The sequence below is a fragment of the Gordonibacter sp. RACS_AR68 genome, from assembly GCF_030418485.1.
Classification (GTDB): domain Bacteria; phylum Actinomycetota; class Coriobacteriia; order Coriobacteriales; family Eggerthellaceae; genus Gordonibacter; species Gordonibacter urolithinfaciens.
Window position 1 is genome coordinate 314,183 of the sequence record NZ_JAIPUP010000003.1, and the last position, 18,275, is coordinate 332,457.

At 62.8% G+C, this 18,275-nt stretch carries 15 protein-coding genes and 3 tRNA genes; 5 read left to right on the forward strand and 13 right to left on the reverse strand.

The window, feature by feature from the left end:
• Positions 1-24 precede the first annotated feature (24 nt).
• On the reverse strand, positions 25-1,020 hold the full coding sequence (gene argF / locus K9U15_RS08580) for an ornithine carbamoyltransferase (RefSeq protein WP_087190961.1): 996 nt from the start codon (positions 1,018-1,020) through the stop codon (positions 25-27).
• A gap of 180 nt (positions 1,021-1,200) precedes the next feature.
• Positions 1,201-2,418: an arginine deiminase gene (arcA, locus tag K9U15_RS08585; RefSeq protein ID WP_087190962.1), complete on the reverse strand. Its 1,218-nt coding sequence runs from the start codon at positions 2,416-2,418 to the stop codon at positions 1,201-1,203.
• A gap of 537 nt (positions 2,419-2,955) precedes the next feature.
• On the opposite strand from arcA, the gene K9U15_RS08590 reads away from it, so the two are divergent.
• Positions 2,956-3,031: transfer RNA gene (locus K9U15_RS08590), tRNA-Arg, on the forward strand.
• Between the two features lie 443 nt (positions 3,032-3,474).
• Entirely contained in the window at positions 3,475-3,717 is a 243-nt protein-coding gene (locus K9U15_RS08595) for a glutathione S-transferase N-terminal domain-containing protein (protein WP_087192277.1), read from the forward strand.
• 130 nt (positions 3,718-3,847) lie between these two features.
• Here K9U15_RS08595 and K9U15_RS08600 read toward each other — a convergent pair.
• Positions 3,848-3,921: transfer RNA gene (locus K9U15_RS08600), tRNA-Gly, on the reverse strand.
• Between the two features lie 93 nt (positions 3,922-4,014).
• Here K9U15_RS08600 and ligD point away from each other — a divergent pair.
• A complete protein-coding gene (gene ligD, locus K9U15_RS08605; protein WP_123673838.1) occupies positions 4,015-6,585 on the forward strand; it encodes a DNA ligase D in 2,571 nt (856 codons plus the stop codon).
• A 13-nt stretch (positions 6,586-6,598) separates the two neighbouring features.
• Here ligD and K9U15_RS08610 read toward each other — a convergent pair whose 3' ends face one another.
• The 4 genes from K9U15_RS08610 to murI form a co-directional block, all read right to left on the reverse strand.
• The gene (locus K9U15_RS08610; RefSeq protein WP_161959738.1) at positions 6,599-7,162 is read right to left on the reverse strand and encodes a DUF4256 domain-containing protein; all 564 of its coding nucleotides are present in this window, start codon (positions 7,160-7,162) and stop codon (positions 6,599-6,601) included.
• A gap of 145 nt (positions 7,163-7,307) precedes the next feature.
• A tRNA-Pro gene (locus K9U15_RS08615) sits at positions 7,308-7,384 on the reverse strand.
• 208 nt (positions 7,385-7,592) lie between these two features.
• Positions 7,593-8,207, reverse strand: coding sequence for an RdgB/HAM1 family non-canonical purine NTP pyrophosphatase (gene rdgB / locus K9U15_RS08620; protein WP_096226767.1), 615 nt, complete (start codon positions 8,205-8,207; stop codon positions 7,593-7,595).
• A 96-nt stretch (positions 8,208-8,303) separates the two neighbouring features.
• Entirely contained in the window at positions 8,304-9,245 is a 942-nt protein-coding gene (gene murI, locus K9U15_RS08625; RefSeq protein ID WP_096226769.1) for a glutamate racemase, read from the reverse strand.
• 119 nt (positions 9,246-9,364) lie between these two features.
• Here murI and K9U15_RS08630 point away from each other — a divergent pair, with 119 nt between their 5' ends.
• Together K9U15_RS08630 and K9U15_RS08635 are read left to right on the forward strand one after the other, a co-directional pair.
• Entirely contained in the window at positions 9,365-9,979 is a 615-nt protein-coding gene (locus tag K9U15_RS08630; protein WP_096226771.1) for a flavodoxin family protein, read from the forward strand.
• Between the two features lie 321 nt (positions 9,980-10,300).
• A complete protein-coding gene (locus tag K9U15_RS08635; RefSeq protein ID WP_274542442.1) occupies positions 10,301-10,432 on the forward strand; it encodes a hypothetical protein in 132 nt (43 codons plus the stop codon).
• A 428-nt stretch (positions 10,433-10,860) separates the two neighbouring features.
• Here K9U15_RS08635 and K9U15_RS08640 read toward each other — a convergent pair whose 3' ends face one another.
• Genes K9U15_RS08640 through K9U15_RS08665 form a run of 6 tightly spaced genes read right to left on the reverse strand, consistent with a single transcriptional unit; the run spans position 10,861 to position 18,274 of the window.
• On the reverse strand, positions 10,861-12,327 hold the full coding sequence (locus K9U15_RS08640) for a hypothetical protein (protein ID WP_123673834.1): 1,467 nt from the start codon (positions 12,325-12,327) through the stop codon (positions 10,861-10,863).
• Positions 12,328-12,384: 57 nt separating this feature from the next.
• Positions 12,385-13,410: a glycosyltransferase family 2 protein gene (locus K9U15_RS08645; RefSeq protein ID WP_301155007.1), complete on the reverse strand. Its 1,026-nt coding sequence runs from the start codon at positions 13,408-13,410 to the stop codon at positions 12,385-12,387.
• Between the two features lie 4 nt (positions 13,411-13,414).
• Entirely contained in the window at positions 13,415-14,578 is a 1,164-nt protein-coding gene (locus tag K9U15_RS08650) for a glycosyltransferase (protein WP_123673828.1), read from the reverse strand.
• Entirely contained in the window at positions 14,575-15,822 is a 1,248-nt protein-coding gene (locus tag K9U15_RS08655) for a hypothetical protein (protein ID WP_301155896.1), read from the reverse strand. The genes K9U15_RS08650 and K9U15_RS08655 overlap by 4 nt, the downstream gene beginning before the upstream one ends.
• Entirely contained in the window at positions 15,810-16,955 is a 1,146-nt protein-coding gene (locus K9U15_RS08660; protein WP_161959736.1) for a glycosyltransferase family 4 protein, read from the reverse strand. Before K9U15_RS08660 ends, K9U15_RS08655 begins: the two co-directional genes overlap by 13 nt.
• Positions 16,952-18,274: a glycosyltransferase gene (locus K9U15_RS08665; RefSeq protein ID WP_301155897.1), complete on the reverse strand. Its 1,323-nt coding sequence runs from the start codon at positions 18,272-18,274 to the stop codon at positions 16,952-16,954. Before K9U15_RS08665 ends, K9U15_RS08660 begins: the two co-directional genes overlap by 4 nt.
• Between the last annotated feature and the right edge of the window lies 1 nt (position 18,275).

Consider the following 18,275-nt stretch of genomic DNA (forward strand, 5'->3'; position numbering starts at 1 on the left):
TCGTCTCCTTTCTCCAGCTCGTGCTTAGGAGAGCGTGGCGTACATGACGGCCTTGATGGTGTGCATGCGGTTCTCGGCCTCGTCGAACACCTTGGACTGCGTGGACTCGAACACCGCGTCCTCGACCTCCATCTCGGTCACGCCGAACTGCTCGGCGATCTCGGCGCCGATGGTGGTCTTGGTGTCGTGGAACGACGGCAGGCAGTGCATGAAAATGGCGTCCGGAGAGGCCATGGCCATGACTTCCTTCGTCACGCGGTAGGGCTCCAGCAGCTTGATGCGCTCGGCCCAGAGCTCGGCCGGCTCGCCCATGGACACCCAGATGTCGGTGTAGATGACGTTGGCGCCCGTGCAGGCCTCCTTCACGTCCTCGGTCAGCGTGATGGTGGCGCCGGTCTCGGCGGCAACCTCACGGCACTGGGCCACGAGGTCGGCCTTCGGCATACGGGCCTCGGGACCGCAGGCCACGAAGTGCAGGCCCAGCTTCGCGCACACGACCATGAGCGAGTTCGCCACGTTGTTCTCGGCGTCGCCCATGAACACGAACTTCAGGCCCTTGAGGCCCTGCGGGAAGTTCTCCTCGACCGTCAGCATGTCGGCGATCATCTGCGTGGGATGGAACTCGTTGGTCAGGCCGTTCCACACCGGCACGCCGGCGTTGGCGGCCAGGTCCTCGACGATCTCCTGGGAGAAGCCGCGGTACTCGATGCCGTCGTACATGCGGCCGAGCACGCGGGCGGTGTCCTCGATGGACTCCTTCTTGCCCATCTGGGAGCTGCCGGGATCGAGGTAGGTGACGCCCATGCCGAGGTCCATGCCGCCCACCTCGAACGCGCAGCGCGTACGGGTGGAGGTCTTCTCGAACAGCAGGACGATGTTCTTGCCTTCGAGGTAGCGATGGGGGGTACCCGTCAGTTTCAGGTTCTTGAACTCTTTGGACAGCTTGATGAGGTAGCGGATCTCGTCAGGCGTGAAATCCAGCAGCTTCAGGAAGTTGCGTCCGCTCAGGCTCGTGGGCATGATTCATTCCTTTCGTCGTTCTTTGCCAAGTTTTCCTACCGTGTGAACCGTGCAGGCGGGCGTCGCCAAGTTGAAACCGCCCGCCTCTTTTCAGCCTTCGAGGGGAACCCGCCTCGGGGCTCCCCTCTCCGCTGGAAAGACAAAGGGTTGCGGCCCGGTGCGCCCCGGGCCCCGGCGCTGCTAGTCCTCGCGCCAGATGGGCATGCTCATGCAGCGTGGGCCGCCACGGCCGCGGGACAGCTCGGCGGAGGGGATCACGATCAGCTTGATGCCCTTCTCCTCGAGCACCTTGTTCGTCACGTCGTTGCGCTCGTACACGCATACCGTGCCGGGGGCGATGCACAGCGTGTTGCTGCCGTCGTTCCACTGCTCGCGCTCGGCCGCGATGCGGTCGCCGCCGCCGCAGGGGATGAGCTCCACCGGCATGCCGACGTACTTCTCGAGGATGTCCTCGAGCTTGCCGGTCATCTCCTTGACCTTGATGCCCTCGCCCTCGGGGGTGATCTCGAACACGGTCAGCGGGCCCATGATGCCCGGGTGGATGGTGAACTTGTCCGTGTCGATCTGGGTGAACACCGTGTCGAGGTGCATCATGGCGCGGTTGTTCGGGATGTTGAACGCCAGGATGGTGTCGATGGGGCTGGTCTCGTCGTTGAAGATGTTATGCGCCAACGCGTCGATGGCGTCGGGCTCGGTGCGCTGCGAGATGCCCACAGCGAGCACGTGGTCGTTGATGTTGAGGATGTCGCCGCCCTCGATGTGGAACGTGTTGTAGCGGCTGTAGTACTGGGGGACGTCCTTGAAGTCCGGGTGGTACTTGAAGATGTACTCGCCGTAGATGGTCTCGCGGTTGCGCGTGACGGAGTACATGCGGTTGATGGACACGCCGTTGCCGATCATGGCGAAGTTGTCGCGCGTGAAGTACAGGTTCGGCATGGGGGCGACGACCATCTTGGAGGCCTCGGACACGAGGTCCACCAGCGAGTTGGACTTGTCGGTGTGGAGCTCGGTGAGGTTGATGCCCTCCATCGTCTTCAGCACGAGGTCCTTGTTCTCGGGATAGTTGTCGTTCAGGTAGTCGAAGATGATCTTCTGGTAGCGGTCGGTGCGGATGCCGGCTTCCTCGATGAACTGCTTCAGGAAAGTCTCGCGCACGTCGGGGTTCTGGTCGAGCACCTCGGTCATGAGGTCCTCGAGGTACACGACCTCCACGCCGTTGTCGCGCAGAGCCTGGGCGAACGCGTCATGCTCCTCCTGGGCGACCTTCAAGAACGGGATGTCGTCGAACAGCAGCTCTTCGAGCGTGTTCGGCGTCAGGTTCAGAAGCTCGTTACCCGGGCGGTGCAGCAGGACTCGCTTTAAAGGCTTGATCTCGCTTTTAACGTTGACACCAGCCATTGCAACCCTCCTTTTCTTTATGCATTTTCCAGATTTTCGGCCTCGAGGGCATCCGTTGCGCACCGTCTGCCCGCTCGATGACCCCAAAATCGCACGGTTCGATTCGAATTGCAACCACAATTTCGCAACAAAACCGGACCCCGTTTGATATCGGGTGCTTTTTCGGTGAACGGTTGCTTTTAGATGACCTCTTATTCACATTTTCTTCACATACACTTTACTGCGACGGAGCGGTAAATCGAACGGAACAGCGCTTTTTCGACCCGACTGCAGGGCGACCGTCCCCCCACCCTGCGACACGCTGATAAATGGGAATGCATAAACGAGGCCAAAGATGCATTCTTAGCGCAAACGGCTCATCGATGGGCCGCCTGCTGGGCGGACACGGCGAGGGCTTCCGCTCTTCCACTTGGTGAAGCTCGCATGAAACGAGGTTTTCACGTGCGGTTTCTCCACAGAGGGGGCTTCGTCGGCCTTTCTCGGCTCCGCAGGATGCACGCGCGCGTTTTACGGTATAATACCGATGCCGAAGCAAACGCGCTCGTGGCTCAATGGATAGAGCAACGGACTTCTAATCCGTCGGTTGCAGGTTCGAGTCCTGCCGGGCGCACCAGGAATCACCAGCCGCCTCCCCCTCGGAAGGCGGCTTTTTTTATGCCTGTTTGAAAAAATTTTAAAGTATATCATAAGTTTTGTATTTTTGAGAATTTTTTTGCCATCTGGTTTCCGATCCTCTGCCCTGCCGAAACCTTGCACCCCTTCTCGCGGCGCACCCGCCGACGCGCGCCGCACCGACGCGACAGCCATGCAGCTTGCCAGCTCCGGTTTCCAGGCCGCCCAGCCCTCGGCTTCCACCCCGGCCCCCCGCCGTATGCCGTCCTGTGCGCATCCCTCGCAAAGGGGCGGACGCCCCTTTGCTTTATCTTAATAAAGTAAACCGCTCGGCAACAAGTTGGCCCTCGGCTGCAAACAAATCGGACTGCTCGCCTATGATAAAGTTTCCGTTCATATATATCGTCGAGGCCGCTTGCTCGAGCGATGAGGAAAGGAACGTCTATGCCTTATCTGGAAGACCACACCCTGTACTACAAGAAATCGTGTCCTTACTGCCAGAAAGTGCTGCGTTTCATGCAGGACAACAAGATCAACCTGGATATGCGCGACACGCTCCAGCCCGGCAACCAGAACGACCTCATCCACATCGGCGGCAAGAAGCAGGTTCCCTGCCTCGTCATCGGCAGCAAGCCGATGTACGAGTCCGACGACATCATCGCCTACCTGCGCGGGAAAGCAGGCTGAGCGCGGCATACCGCGAAACCCAAGCTACCAAGCGCCCTGCGTCGAGCCAGACCGAATCCAGCTTGCGCCAATCCCCCAACCCCGGCAATCGAAAACGGCCCCGCCAATTGGTAGGGCCGTCGTGTTTCCGTGGAGCGGGTGACGGGAATCGAACCCGCGTCATGAGCTTGGAAGGCTCAGGTTCTACCATTGAACCACACCCGCGTAACGCGGCGATTATTGTACCGCAAGATGGCCCCCTGCGAGCGAGAATATCGAGCATCCAAGTAAAACCCGGAAGATGCGGAGGTATCCGCCGTGCCCGCGAAGCTGAGCGCCTACAACGAGAAGCGCGATTTCAACCGAACCGCCGAGCCGGAAGGCGAGCCCGGCGAGCCCGCGGAGCGCCTGCGGTTCCTCGTGCAGCACCACCTGGCCCGCCGCGACCATTACGATCTGCGCCTGGAATGGGACGGCGTGCTGCTGAGCTGGGCGGTGCCCAAGGGGCCCTCGTACAACCCGCACGACAAGCGGCTTGCCGTGCACGTGGAGGACCATCCGCTGGAGTACCGCAACTTCGAGGGAACCATCCCGCAGGGCGAGTACGGCGGCGGCACGGTGATGCTCTGGGACGAGGGGTTCTGGGAGCCGCTCGGCGACGTCGACGCGGGCCTGCGCGACGGCGAGTTGAAGTTCGCGCTGGACGGCCGGCGCCTCAAAGGCGCCTGGGTGCTCGTGCGGCTGAAGCCCAAGCCGGGCGAGCATGGAGACAACTGGCTCCTCATCAAGGAGAAGGACGGGCACGTGCAGGCCGAACCCGGCATCGCCGGCTATGACACGAGCGTGCGCACGGGCCGCACCATGGACGAGATAGCGTCCGGCGGCGACGGGCGGCTCGCGCGCAACCCCTTCGAACGGGCCGACGTGGAGCTGGCGAAGCTCGTGGCCTCGGCGCCGAAGGGCGACGGGTGGTTGTACGAGGTGAAATACGACGGCTACCGCATGCTCGCGTTCGTGGAGGAGAACCGCGCGCGGCTGGTCAGCCGCAACGGCAAGGACTACACCGGGCATTTCCCCGCCATCGCCGACGAGCTTGCCGACTGGTCCGCCGGCCGCGCGTTCGTGCTGGACGGCGAGGTGGCGATGATCGACGCGGACGGTCGCACCGACTTCCAGGCCCTGCAGAACTTCCTGCGCAACCCCGGCGGCCCGCAGCCCGCCTACCTCGTGTTCGACCTGCTGGCGCTTGACGGCGCGGACCTGCGGGACCGCCCCCTGCTGGAGCGCAAGGAGGCGCTCGAGCAGCTGCTGGAAGGCGCGCCCGCCGACGCACGCTACAGCAGCCACGTGCGCGGGCACGGCGAGGACAGCCTGCGCGCCGCCTGCGAGCTGCGCCTCGAGGGCGTGGTGGGCAAGCGCGCCGACGCGCCCTACCGCGGCGTGCGCAACGGCGATTGGATCAAGCTGAAGTGCGACCATCGCCAGGAATTCGTCGTCGGCGGCTACACGCGTTCCGAGAAGAACCGCACGGGCGTAAGCTCGCTGCTGCTGGGCGCTTACGACGGCAGCGGGCTCTGCTACGTCGGCCGCGTGGGATCGGGCCTGGGAGCAGCCGAGGCACGCGAGCTGGAGGAGGCCTTCGAGGGGTTGCAGCGCGCCGACGCGCCGTTCGAGAACCCGCCGAAGCCGCGACCGCACGAGCAGGCGGCCTGGCTCGAGCCGAAGCTGGTAGCCGAGGTCAGATTCGCCGAATGGACGCAGGACGGGCTCTTGCGCCACCCCAGCTACCTGGGCCTGCGCGCCGACAAGGATCCGCGCGCCGTGCGGCGCGAGGAACCGGACGAGGACGGGCCCGCCGACGATGACGCGAGGCCCTCCCCTGCCACGGCGGCCGCGGACGGCGTGGAGCCGGCAGCCGCCCGCCAACAGGCGGCATCCCCGCAAGCGGCGGCGAGCCCTTCCGCGTGGCCGTCGTCCGATCCGCACTCCCCCGACCGATTGGAGCGTCCCATGGTTACCGCGAGCAGGAAAAGCGGCCTCGTCATCGACGGCGTGACCGTCACGAACCCCGACAAGGTGATGTTCGGCGAGAGCGGCATCACGAAGGAGCAGATGGTCAGGTACTACGCGCAGGTTGCCGAGCGCATGCTGCCCTACGTGGGCGGCCGCGTCCTGAGCATCGTGCGCTGCCCGCGCGGCGTGGGCTCGGCCTGCTTCTTCAAGAAGCACCCGGGTCCCGGCAGCTCCGGGATAGTCACCATCGACGTCCCTGCAAGCGACGGCGGGACGGAGGAGTACTTCTACCTGGAGAGCGCCGCGGGGCTCGTGTCCGAGGCGCAGATGGACACCATGGAGTTCCACGTGTGGGGCAGCCGGGTGGACGAGCTCGAGCACCCCGACACGATGGTGTTCGACCTCGATCCCGACAAGGGCCTCGACCTCGAGCAGGTGCGCCGCGGCGTGCGCGACCTTAAGGGCCTCCTGGACGAATTGTCGCTCACGTCGTTCCTGAAGACGAGCGGGGGCAAGGGCTACCATGTGGTGGTGCCGTTCGAGCCCGCCTCGTCCTGGGACGCGTTCCGCCAGTTCGCGCGCCGCATGGCGCAGGTGATGGCCGAGAAGTGGCCCGACCGCTACACCAGCAACGTGCGCCTGGCCAAGCGCAACGGCAAGATATTCATCGACTGGATGCGCAACGGCCGCGGCGCCACGAGCGTGGCCCCCTACTCCCTGCGCGCGAGGTCGGGTGCGCCCGTGTCGGCCCCCCTCGCCTGGGACGAGCTGGACACGGTAGCCCCCGACGCCATCCACCTGGAAGCCGCCCTCGCACGCGCCGCCGCCCCCGACCCCTGGAAGGGCTACTTCGACGTGGACCAGGGGCTGGGGTGACGCAGGGGGCGTTTCAAACGCACAGGCGGCCACGGAAGCCGCGGACGGCGTAGTACGACTCGGCGCCGTTGTGGTAGACGAACGTGCGACCGAACCGCCGGTCGCCGAAGAGGGCGCCGCCGCGCTGTCGCACGTCCTTTGGCGTGGCAAGCCAGCTTGACGTCTTCTGGTCGAACTCGCCGCGGCTCTGCAGCAGGGCGTACTGGCCCTCCGTCAGAAGCTCGATGCCCAGCCGCTCGGCTTCGCCCATGGCGCTGCCGCGCGGCTTGTTCCGCTTGCGCGCAGCAAGGGCCGCATCATCGAAGCAGAGGTTGCGCCGACCGATCGGGCTCTCGGGCGAGCAGTCGAAGAAGACGAGTCCTCCCGTACGCTCGTCGACATCGACGACATCGGGTTCGCCGCCAGTGTTCTCCATACCCTGCAACACGCGCAGCTTCCCTGGCTGCACCTCCAGGCGAGCCCACACGTTATCCCAGTCGACGCCTGGATGCCGCTCGGGATGCTGCGCGAACCGGCTCTCCAGCACCCGCACGATCCCGCCCCGCTCTTCCGCTCCTCGCCCATCCCTATGCACCATGGCAACTCCAACCGCCGCGTTTGTCTGTTGGCCTGCATGGTATGAGACACCCTGCCGCAAACCCCAAAACGTTGCCGGACCGCAAAACCAGGCCCCCATACGCCAAGGAAGGTCGAAGTAGATTGGTGATGATTGAAAGAGGGAATGGTCGGGGCGACAGGATTTGAACCTGCGACATCCTGCTCCCAAAGCAGGCGCGCTACCAAGCTGCGCCACGCCCCGACGCTGAACAGCAGGGGTCATTATAGCAGAAGCCGCCGTCATGGCGACAGCGGCTTCATCGACGTTTCCGGCGTCTCCGCATCTTCTCCGCGCTCCCAAGCGCACTCTGCTCAGAAGGCGGAAAAGGGGTCGCGCGGCTCGGAGCCGACGGCATCCCGCCCGCCGAAGCGCTCGCCGGCATTGCCGGATGGCCTAGCCTAGCCTCGCCCTAGGCGTTGGCGCCGCCGGCTTCCTCGAGCTTCGCTCGCAATTGGCGCAGGGCGTTGCCGCGGTGGGACACGGCGTTCTTCTCGTCGCGGTCGACCTCGGCGAGCGTGCGGGCGCCGCCGAACACGTCCGGCAGGAACAGCGGGTCGTAGCCGAAGCCCTCGCTTCCCCGTCCCTCGTGCCCGATGCGGCCCTCGACCGCACCCTCCGCCACGATCTCCGAGCCGTCCTCGTCCACGAACACGAGCGTGCTTGCGAAGCGGGCGGTGCGCTCGGCGTCCGGCACGTCGGACAGCTCCGCGAGCAGCTTGGCGTTGTTCGCGGCGTCGTCGCACGGCTCGCCGGCATAGCGGGCCGAGTGCACGCCGGGTGCGCCGTCGAGCGCGTCCACCACCAGGCCGGAGTCGTCAGCCAGCGCCGCGAGCCCGCCGGAGGCCTCGTGTGCCGCGCGGGCCTTGATGCGCGCGTTGCCCTCGAACGTGTCGGCGTCCTCCGCCGGGTCGGACTCGATGCCCAGCTCGCGCAGCGTGCGGAACTCCCAACCCGGGAAGTCCAGCGCCGTGGCGATCTCCGCCACCTTGTGGGCGTTGTTCGTGGCCAGCACCACCGTCTTCATATCAGTTCCCCTTCCCTGCCGCGCACCGTGGCAAACTGCAGTGCGTCATCGTCTTTTACTGCCCGCCTGGACTCCGCGTTCCTCGCTGCGGCACCGTCAAGCCAGGTCGACGTGCGCCACCGTGTCGATAGGCTCGCGGAACACGCGGCTTCCGAAGCCGCGGAACTCCTCCAGGTCGTCGCCCGTCGTGTAGAACTCGTAGCGCGCCTCGTGGTCGACGCGCGCATAGGCGCCGCGGCGGGCCAGGATCTCGGCCACGTCGCGCGCTGCCTCCGTCGACGACGAGATGAGCGTGACCTCGCGCCCCATAACCCCGCCGATCAGCGCCTTGAGCAGCGGGAAATGCGTGCAGCCCAGCACGAGCGTGTCCACGCCCGCGCGCCGCAGCGGCTCCAGGTACTCGCGCGCGATCTCCTCGAACGCCGGGCGGATGTACACCTTCGACGCGAGCGACGTATAGTTCTCCAGCGGCCCTTCCGCCATGCGGATGCCCTGCTCGGCAATCTCAACGAAGCGCGGCGTGGCCGTGGAGAACACGGTGATGCCGGCGTCCAGGTGCCGGATGGCCAACGTGTACGCGTTCGACTCCACCGTGGCCTTCGTGGCCACAACGCCCACGCGGTTGTTCCTCGTGGCGTGCGCCGCCGCCCGCGCGCCCGGCTCCACCACGCCGATGACCGGCACGGGGAACGTCCTCTGCGCGTGCGCCAACCCGGCCGCCGTGGCCGTATTGCAGGCGATGACCACCATCTTCACACCGCGGTCCACCAGCCAGCCGCCGATCTGCTGCACGAAGCCGTCTACCTCCTGCAGCGTGCGCGGCCCGTAGGGGCACCGCGCAGAATCGCCCAGGTACACGATGGATTCCCGCGGAAGCGCCTTCGCCAGCTCGCGCGCCACGGTGAGGCCGCCGAACCCGGAGTCGAACACGCCGATGGGCGCGTCGTCGAAGGTGGGCGCGGGCGCCGTGGGTTCCGGGGCCGAGGATGGCACCGCGGTTGCGCCGGATACCGGGAAGGTTGTCTGCATGTCGTCCATGCGGCCAGTATAACGTAAGGCCCCAGCCATTGTTCGCCATCGGTACCGGGCTGCCATAGTTTCTGCTAATCTGGAACATGAGCAAAACAGGAACGACCACGCGAGAGGAAGGCACCCCCATGAAAGTCCTGCTGATCAACGGAAGTCCGAACGAGGAACGCTGCACGCACACCGCACTGGCCGAGGTAGCCGGCGCGCTCGAGGCCGAGGGCGTGGAAACCGAGATCGCCTGGATCGGCCGCGAGCCCGTGCGCGGGTGCCTCGGCTGCGGCGGCTGCGCCAAGCGCGGCGACGCCCGCTGCATCTTCGACGACGATGTGGTGAACGGACTCATAGCGAAGGCCGAGGCCGCCGACGGCCTGGTGGTGGGCACGCCCGTCTACTACGCCGGCGCGAACGGCGCCCTGCTGGCCATCCTCGACCGCATGTTCTACGCCGCGAGCGCGCGGTTGCGCTTCAAGCCCGCGGCCGCCGTCGCCTCCGCCCGCCGCGCCGGCACGACGCCCGCCATCGACCAGGTGAACAAGTACTTCCAGATCAGCTGTATGCCGGTGGTCTCGTCGAACTACTGGCCCATGGTCCACGGCAAGACCGCCGACGACGTGGCGCAGGACGCCGAGGGCCTGCAGATCATGCGCGTTTTGGGCAGGAACATGGCCTGGCTGCTGAAGGCCACAGCCCAGGTGCCGGCCCCCGAAGTGGAGCCCAAGGTAATGACGAACTTCATCAGGTAAAGAGCGAAACGCCCGGCCTACACGAGCCGGGCGTGATTCTGCGCTGTATAGAAAATGCGGCCAACCTTCACCGTGTGATCCTCCACACGGTGAAGCGCCATATACCTCCTACCATGGGCGAAATCATCCTCGGCCTCCACTGCCCACATAAGCCTAGCCTAGTCGGGAATATACTCCATGATGCCCCCGGCTGCACGTCGAACCGCTCGCAAATGCGCACGACAGCGTCCTACGGCAAAAGAAGCTCGCACAGATGCTCCGATTGAAACACCCCGTTATAAGTGATATTCTCCGTACATCCAGACATTCAAAGGAGAATAGATGTATCGGCAAAGGCCCGTTATAGCATCGCGACTAGAGGCCCTCGACGAGCTGCGCGACGTGCAAATGACGCTCGATGGAACCTCGGCGCTCGCAATGGCGCTCTCCAAAAGCGGTATAGCCGATACGTAAGCCGTCGCACTCATCTCCTGCCTGCTCGAGTACTGCGCGCTTACCGTCGAGACCAGTTGTCAGGTTATGGATGATGAACTGGCGATCAGTCACGAGTACCGTGCGTAATCGACATCATGTCCTCTGATCGATTGCTTTCATGATTGGATTGTAGCATGATGTGCAACAATCCAATCATTAGCGGCGCTCAAGAGCCCAGGTCAGGCTTAGAAGACGATCAACCGGCATCTGGAAAACATTGACTTCTGCCTGGGCGTGGACATGCTTAGACACGCCCAAGGGACGCTGACAATCAAATTTGTGAAAAACCGCCCTGTCCAAAGCGTAAAATGTTGTGCCCAGATTCGGACCTGATCAGGAGTTTGGTTATCAAAGAAGTGATCACTCTACGATGTTTTACCTGATGGCGAGTTGATTATCGTGATTTTCTACCCATATTGTTGTTCAGAGCCTCTCTCCCTTCGCAGCCTGACAGCAAGGCCTCGCGCCAACGGCGCCGCCTGGCCCCTCTCGACCCACCAGAACGCGGCAAGTGCAGCCGCCACGGGCAACACGCTCCAGGCGGCCAAGAACCACGACGCCGCCATGAACACAGCCGAAATAACCGCCTCCAGGACGCAGTCCCGCACGTATGGCTCTCCGTAGCGGCCAGCCATAATTCTCTCGAAAGCGAAGTCCCTCGCCGCCAGTGAGGCAACGATACCCACGGATGCGGCCCCCACGCTCCCAGTTCCCAGAATCGCAGTGGCAGATAGGGCGGCGTTCGCAACCATTGTCGCAACGTTCACGGCGCACAGCAAGCCCTCGTCACGCGACATCTTGAGATAGGTGCTAAACAGGATATTCGCCTTGCAGCTGTAGACGCATACGGGCAGGACCAGGCCAAGATAGGCAAGGCTCTCCCTGTACTCAGGCAACCACCAGCCCAGGATGAGCAGAACGGGGGCATAGCCCAGGTACACCGCAGGTAGGAAGCAGTGCAGCACCGAGCGGATCTCCAGGTACTTCTCGCGCTTGCCCTCCTCGCCGAGACGCTTCAACACGGGGAACGCCACCATAGCGAACTGCCCGACGAAGTTGAGGGCGAAGTTGATGAGGGAGAAGGAGAAGGACAGCTTACCAAACACAGCGAGGCCAAGGTGCCAGTCGGTAAGCATGCGCGTGAAACCGACCACGAGAGAGTCCGCGTAATAGGCGACCATAACCTTTGCACCCGCCCTTACGTCGGCAGCGCAGGTGCGGGCCGCCTTGGAAAGAGACCCGCACCGAGCCCGGATGACATCGCGCGCGCAGACGAGAAGGTATGCGAACGCAACGAGCTGGCACAGAATGAAGGCAACGACCACCGAAATGTAGCTGTCAATGTCCAGGACGATGAAAGAGGCCAGCAGGGGCAGGAACAGCACCTTGTTGAAGAAGCTAGCCAGGGAAGACACCTGCGTCAGGTTCACGCTCTGAAAAACGTAACCTAGACAGACGAAGTTGTTGGCGAGCAGCCCGTAGACGATCACCACAAGGAACACCAGCAATCGATCCCCTGAGATACCTGACGCGAGTAGCGTAGCAAGGCAAAGCGCACCGACAGTCACCTGGGAAATCCCGATAACGGAAAGCTGAGCCTTGAGCCCGCTCTTGTCCAGCTCCCCGTACCTCATCCCGCCGAGCCGGAGGTATATTCCGTCGTTGACGCCCAAGGCGGCAAAGCCAGTGTACGAGGAATAGAGCGTGAACATCTGCCAATAGGCGTAGTTCTCAAGGCCCAGCACCTTCGGTATCACCAGGGACATGACAATGCTGGAGACAAAGCCCATACCCTGCGCAGTCGCCGCATACGCCAGATTCTTGGTCAGGCCCGCGTTCTCTTTAGTAGAAAAAATCGACAAGATGTCTCCCATGCTTCATGCACGACATCGACGTGTTGGTCGGCAACAGCTTAGCCACGCTGCGGCACCTCATCTCCTCGAGATCTTATGCAGGGCGGCCTTCGCTTTCGCCATGGCCCAGATGACGTCGAAATGGCCCGAGGAGAGCATCCTGAGAATCAAGCGCCTGTCCCTACGGATGCCGTCAAGGCAGCAGGGAAGCGCATAGTACTCGAGGAAGGTTGGGTCTTGGGAAAATTCGCAAAGACAATTCATTGCTTCTGCCTTGGGCAAGACCTCGCAGACGCCCTGAGCGATTTCGGCGTAGGACTTAAGTCCCGTCATCTGCACGCCCGCGACAAGCGAGGTGTCTCCAAGTTCCTCGGCCCATCGCCTGGCGTACCCAAGGTGGATCTTATGCACCAGTTCGCGTGCATCGAGTTGCCTGAGGTCGAACTTCCTCGTAAGGCTTGCCGTGTTGACCCGGTAGTAGTACAGAGGTTCATCGATGTAGTAGCCTCTTCGCACGGCATCGGCTATGGGCAGCGATTGCAGGAGGTCTTCGGCGAAGCTGAGGCCGAAGTAATCGGAATAGTCGGCATCCAAATCCATGACCCTGCGGCGAACCGCCTTCGCCCACATTGAGAACAATGTGGGCGGAAGGCACGACCTTCGCACAAGGTCGGCCCTCGTGAAGTGCCCGGCGGAGTCAAAGGGAGCCGCGACCATCGTGGAGAAGCCCCTGTCCCTGCTGTAGCCGTACGCGACAACGTCGACATCCTCACCCGACCGAAAGGCTGCATCGATCATTTCAAGCGCGTCGGAGCGAAGGGCATCGTCGGAATCAAGCGAGACAAAGGCGTCGCCCTTCGCCGCCCGCAGGCCCGCTCGCCGGGCGGCGAGCGGGCCTGCGCTGTCCTGATGGACAACGCAGGCCTGCTCCCCTAGCTCCTCCGCAAGTTCGTCGCAGATCGCAGGCGAGGAATCCGTCGAGCCGTCATCCACGAGGACAAGCTCCCAGTCCGGATACGTCTGCGCCCTAACCGAGCTCACGCACTCGCGAAGATACGCCTCCACGTTGTACACCGGGACTATCACCGAGTAAAGCATGGGCATCAGTCTAGCCCTCCCTTCTGCTCAATACCGCTGAGGGCTCGAACCGTGCACCGCCCGAGGCGAAGAACTCGGCAAGCCTTGCAGCCTCCGCGTCTATATCGTAGCCCGCGGCTCTCACCGCAGCGACTCCGGCCTTCCTGTCGGCGGGCAACTCAGCCGAGGCCATTCGCTTTGCCCAGGCCATCGCCCCAGTGGAGAGCGGGATCCTCTCAAGCGAGCCGAGAATCGCAACCTCGGGCGTGATAGCATCCGAGCACAGGCAAGGAAGGCCCGATGCCTGAGCCTCAACAAGGACGAGGCTCAGGCCTTCGAACAGGCTCGGCATCATAAAGCAGTCGGCGGAGCAGAGCAGCTCGGGTATGTCGCTTCTGAACCCGAGAAACAGCACGCTGTCGCCCAGGCCTAGATCTCTCGCCTTGGCCCTAAGTGCCCCTTCGTCAGGCCCGCCGCCAACAAGCAGCAGCACACTCTCCGGCTGTAAAGCAAGCAACTCCTTGAAGGCCTCTAGGAGAAAGGCCTGGTTCTTCTGATGATCGAGCCTGCCTACGTTGATGTAGGTAGGCAGGTCGCCGAGCCTCAGCTGTCTGCGCATGCGCGTTCTTGTCTCTTCGTCGAACGAGAAGCGACCGACGTCCACGGCGTTCCGGACAACTCGGAAGCGCTGGGATTCAAGCTGGGATTCGTTGAAGCACCACTTAGCCGCCGCCAACGAGCACGCCCAGAAGTCCGTGGCCAGCGAGGCAATGCGGATCCGGTTCGCCTTGTGCCTCAAGATCCTGACTTGACCGTCGGCGATGTCGCGAGTGTTGTGCGCGTGGGCGATGCGCCGCGGTACCCCGACCTTCTTCGCCTTAACGAGAATGTCGAGGTTGCCCCATCTGCAGTCGTTGAGCCAAACGGCATCATATGAGCCTAAGCACTCGCTGGAAAACCTGTCAATGGCCTGCTTGTAACCAATCGGATCCTTTGAGCGCGAAGGCAGATAGAGCACCTCGCTTCCTAACTCCAGGACCCAGTCTTCGAAGGCCATGCTCTCGTGCGTGGTCACGAAGTCGAAACGCACGTCCGAGGGGGATATGCGCCCGACGTAGTTCTTGACAACCATCTCCAGGCCGCCGACGTTCGAAGTGAGGCCCCAAACAAGCACCTTTTTTCCTGGCTCGCTCATCGAGGCCCTCCGCCCTTCTCTGCTGAGCAGGCATTGTCGCCTGCAAGGTGGATACGAAAAAGACGTCCGCTCGCGGGGCGCTTCGCCATAAGCCCCATAAGAATCATAAGCAGGGTCCAGGCGAAGTTGGTTCCGAGAGAGTCAGCGAAAAGCATCTGGGCCATGACGAAGGTCATCACGAACGTCCCGTAAAGGCGGTTGCAGGCCATATCCCAGTAAAGCCAGATGAACAGCGCAAGGCCTAAGGGAGAAACCTCCAGGATGAGCCTGGCGAAGTCCATCTCGATGCCCCTTCCCGCAAAGGCCTGGATGGATCCGAAGCCGTACATCACGTAGTTATGTGAAAGCGCATTTACGAGCATCTGGTTTCTACCGGAGGTGAAGTCGGACTGGGTCTCGCCGAACAGGCCGTAGAAGAGTATGCTGTTCTCTGGCAGAAGGAGCCAGAGCCACGCAAAGGCCGCTAGGAAGAAAGCGAGTTTGAAGAAAACGGCCCAGCCTTTCTTGATGCGCCTGTCAGGGTCGAAAACCAACGGCAGGATGAACGCGGCTATCGCGTAAACAATCATGAGGCGTTTGAACACGAATATCGCAAAGAGAATGCTCAGAACGACCCAAACCTTGTTCTTCCTGAAGTAGCAGAAGTAGAAGCAAAGCATGATGGCGTTACTGGCGGCATGACTCGACTCGGTTACGGACTCGGAGTCTTCGATGCTTGCCGAAAAGAGGGCATCGAAGGACAGGCTTTCGAAACCTATCTCAAGTCCATAACCGATAATGGAGAAGACGAGGATCGCTACCATATCCCGATAGATCTGATCCTCGCTGAGACAATTCAGCATGCAGTAGGCAAGAAAGATGGGGATGGCCATCTTGAGCAAAAGCCCCAGGCAGGTCGTGTTGACAGCCCCCCTGATCAACATGACGAGGCAGGTGAAGATGATGAAGGCGAATAAAACGACGAGCAGCTTCTTGAAAGGCTCCCCAAACACCTCACGCTTCGAGCGAAGCACCGATGGTAAAGAGCAAAGCACCGCGAGGAGAGCCGTCAGGTACTTGACGTCGACAAGCGCTGACTCCACGTCGTGGGCAACGTAAAGCCCGTCGGTAAGCGCCTTCAGCGCATAGGTGGCAACAAAAAGGAAAGAGGCGATGGAAGAAAGACCGATCACTCGCCGCCTATAGGATGCTCCGGTCGTTGAGGTGCGCCGCACGTCATCTGTCTTCGACGCTATGCCCTCCATAGTGCCTCCCCACCCAAGAGCGCATACAGGACCCTCTCGTTCACAGCCGTGTACAGGTATTGCTCCGAGGCCTTATACGCATTTAGCGAATAGAGCTGGTAGCTATTGGCGACGCGCTCGACCGCCCTTCGAATCGATTCCGCAGTCCCGTCGGCGCTCTCGCCAGTAACCCCAAACTCCAAGACCTCGGAAATGCCGCCGACGGCGGTGGTGACAACCGGCAGCCCCATCCCCAAGGCCTCTAAGATGGTCATTGGGATGCCCTCATGGCTGGAGTTCATAACGAGGACGTCGGCGTGCCTCATCTCGTCGAGAACCTCATCGTGCGCAAGGGCTCCTGTGAAGCGCACCTTCGCCGTCGGGATTGAACGAAGGTCGTCATCGAGCTCCCCGGCTCCAACAAGCGTGAGCGAGGCCACGCGGGCGTCGGACTCCGCAGCTTCAATGATGGCGGGGATGCCCTTCACAGCCGAGAAGCGCCCGACGAAGAGCAGCCTCACGGCATTTGGATCGAAAGCTCTCTTGACCCCCTCGCGATACGTTATCGAATTCCCGACGAGCCTCACGTTGTCGTTCAGCCTCTCGTATTCCGCTTGAGTCCCACGGTCGAGTACGAACAGCCCGTCGGCAGCCTTGATAACGTGCGTCATGTAGTGCTGAAAAGCCGCCGCCACGGGGGAGCCGGAGAAGAACCGCAGGTTCCTGGACATCCCGACGAAGCTGCCATGCGAGAAGACGTAGCGCCTCCGTCCGCCGCGCAGTCGGATGAAGGAAAACGCCTCGGGGGTGTGAATGTAGTTGACGTCGTTGCCGGTCAGGTGGAGCCGGCCAAGGTTCCGCAGGAGGCCCTTGGCATACTCGAATCTAAGCGAGCGCCTTGTGTGGCTCTGGTCGCGCTCAGCAAGGCAGACGGGCAGAAAGGCAAAAGCCATGCCGAAGAGCTCCACGGAGCCAAGCTTGCCGACGGCGCCCCCGTCGAGCGTAACGCCGATGAGCACCGTGCGCTCAGCAACATCGGGGTGCTCTTCCGCCAGATTGCGTAGGAAGCCCTTGACGCTTGTCAGCTGCCCTCCGAGCGGGAAGTCTTCGAAGTTTGACGTGTCGTATATGAGAAGACGGGCACCGGCGTTCATCGCAGAACCCTGCTCTCGCGCAAGGTAAGGGTCTCCGCGCATCCGCCCGTGCCGTACGTCCATACCGGCGTTCCGCAAGCCTCGGCCTCCAGGTTCATCGTGGGGTAGTTGTCCTCTCGCGTGGGATTGAGAAAGAGGTCCGCGGCGGTATAGATCGCCGCCAGCTGCCCATGGCTCTCGGTGCGCTCAAGCATCACGACGAGGCACCCCCCCCCCAGCCGAATGACAGTCGCACGCAGGTCGGAGAGGTCGGCGGCTATGACGTGCGCCTCCGCCCCCGAGGCCTCTGCGACCTCAACGCAAGCGCTTCCCTCGACAACGGCCACGGGTGTCCCGCAGGCGGCGGCCTCGGCAACGGTCATCCCATAGGTTTCCTCGCGGCTCGGGTTCACGAACAGGTCTGCAGCGGTGTATATACCGGCAAGCTCAGCAGGGCCGTCTACGCGCCCAAGGCCAACGGCGTTGGCGGGGAGCTGCTTCATCTGCTTGGAACTCAGACCCACCAATACAACGGCGTAGCGCTCGTCTAGGTTGGCGGCCAACCACTCGAAATCCCCAAGCCCCTTACGCTCCGTCCACGGACTCGCCACGCCCAGCACCATGAAGCGGTCGCCGATGCCGTACCTCTCGCGGAAGTCGCTGGGGGTCGGCTTGAATACGGAGCGGTCGATCTCATTGTGCCTCACGGTGACCGGGTACTTCGAGAGGAAGGACTCGCCCACGAGGTCGGCGAGCCACTGCGAGGGGGCTATCAGCTCCATGCGCTCGGCGGGGACGAGGTTGAAGAGGCACCTCTTGTCGTCGAAGTTCCGCGTGCAGGAGCGCTTGGAGATCGTCTTAGGGTACGTGAACAGCTGGCAGCAGGGCTCTTCGTACGCGCAGCGGGACTGCCACTGCGCGCACTTCGCATATGTGAAGTGCGCGCAGTGGCCCGTGAACGCCCAGCAGTCGTGGAGGGTCCATTTGACTTGGCAGCGGTGCGCCGCCAGCCACTCGAAGAGCATCTCGACGTTGACGTAGTAGCCGTGGACGTTATGCAGGTGCACCACGTCGGGGTCGATCCGGTCGAGCTCCGCGAGCAGCCTCGCCGTGTCGCGCCTCGAGTAGAAGCCCGCGCGGCCGGTCAGGCGCGTCAGCGCCCCGTGCAAGCAGACCCCCGCTTTCGAGGCGCAGCGCCGCTCATGGTCGGACACCGTCTCGTGGCGGCGCCCCCAGAAGACGTACGAGTCGTGGCCCTGCTCGAGCAGCTCCTTGTGCAGGCCGCGCATGATGGTGCCGGTCGACCCGTTGTAGAAGGAGTTGATCTGGACGTATCTCACG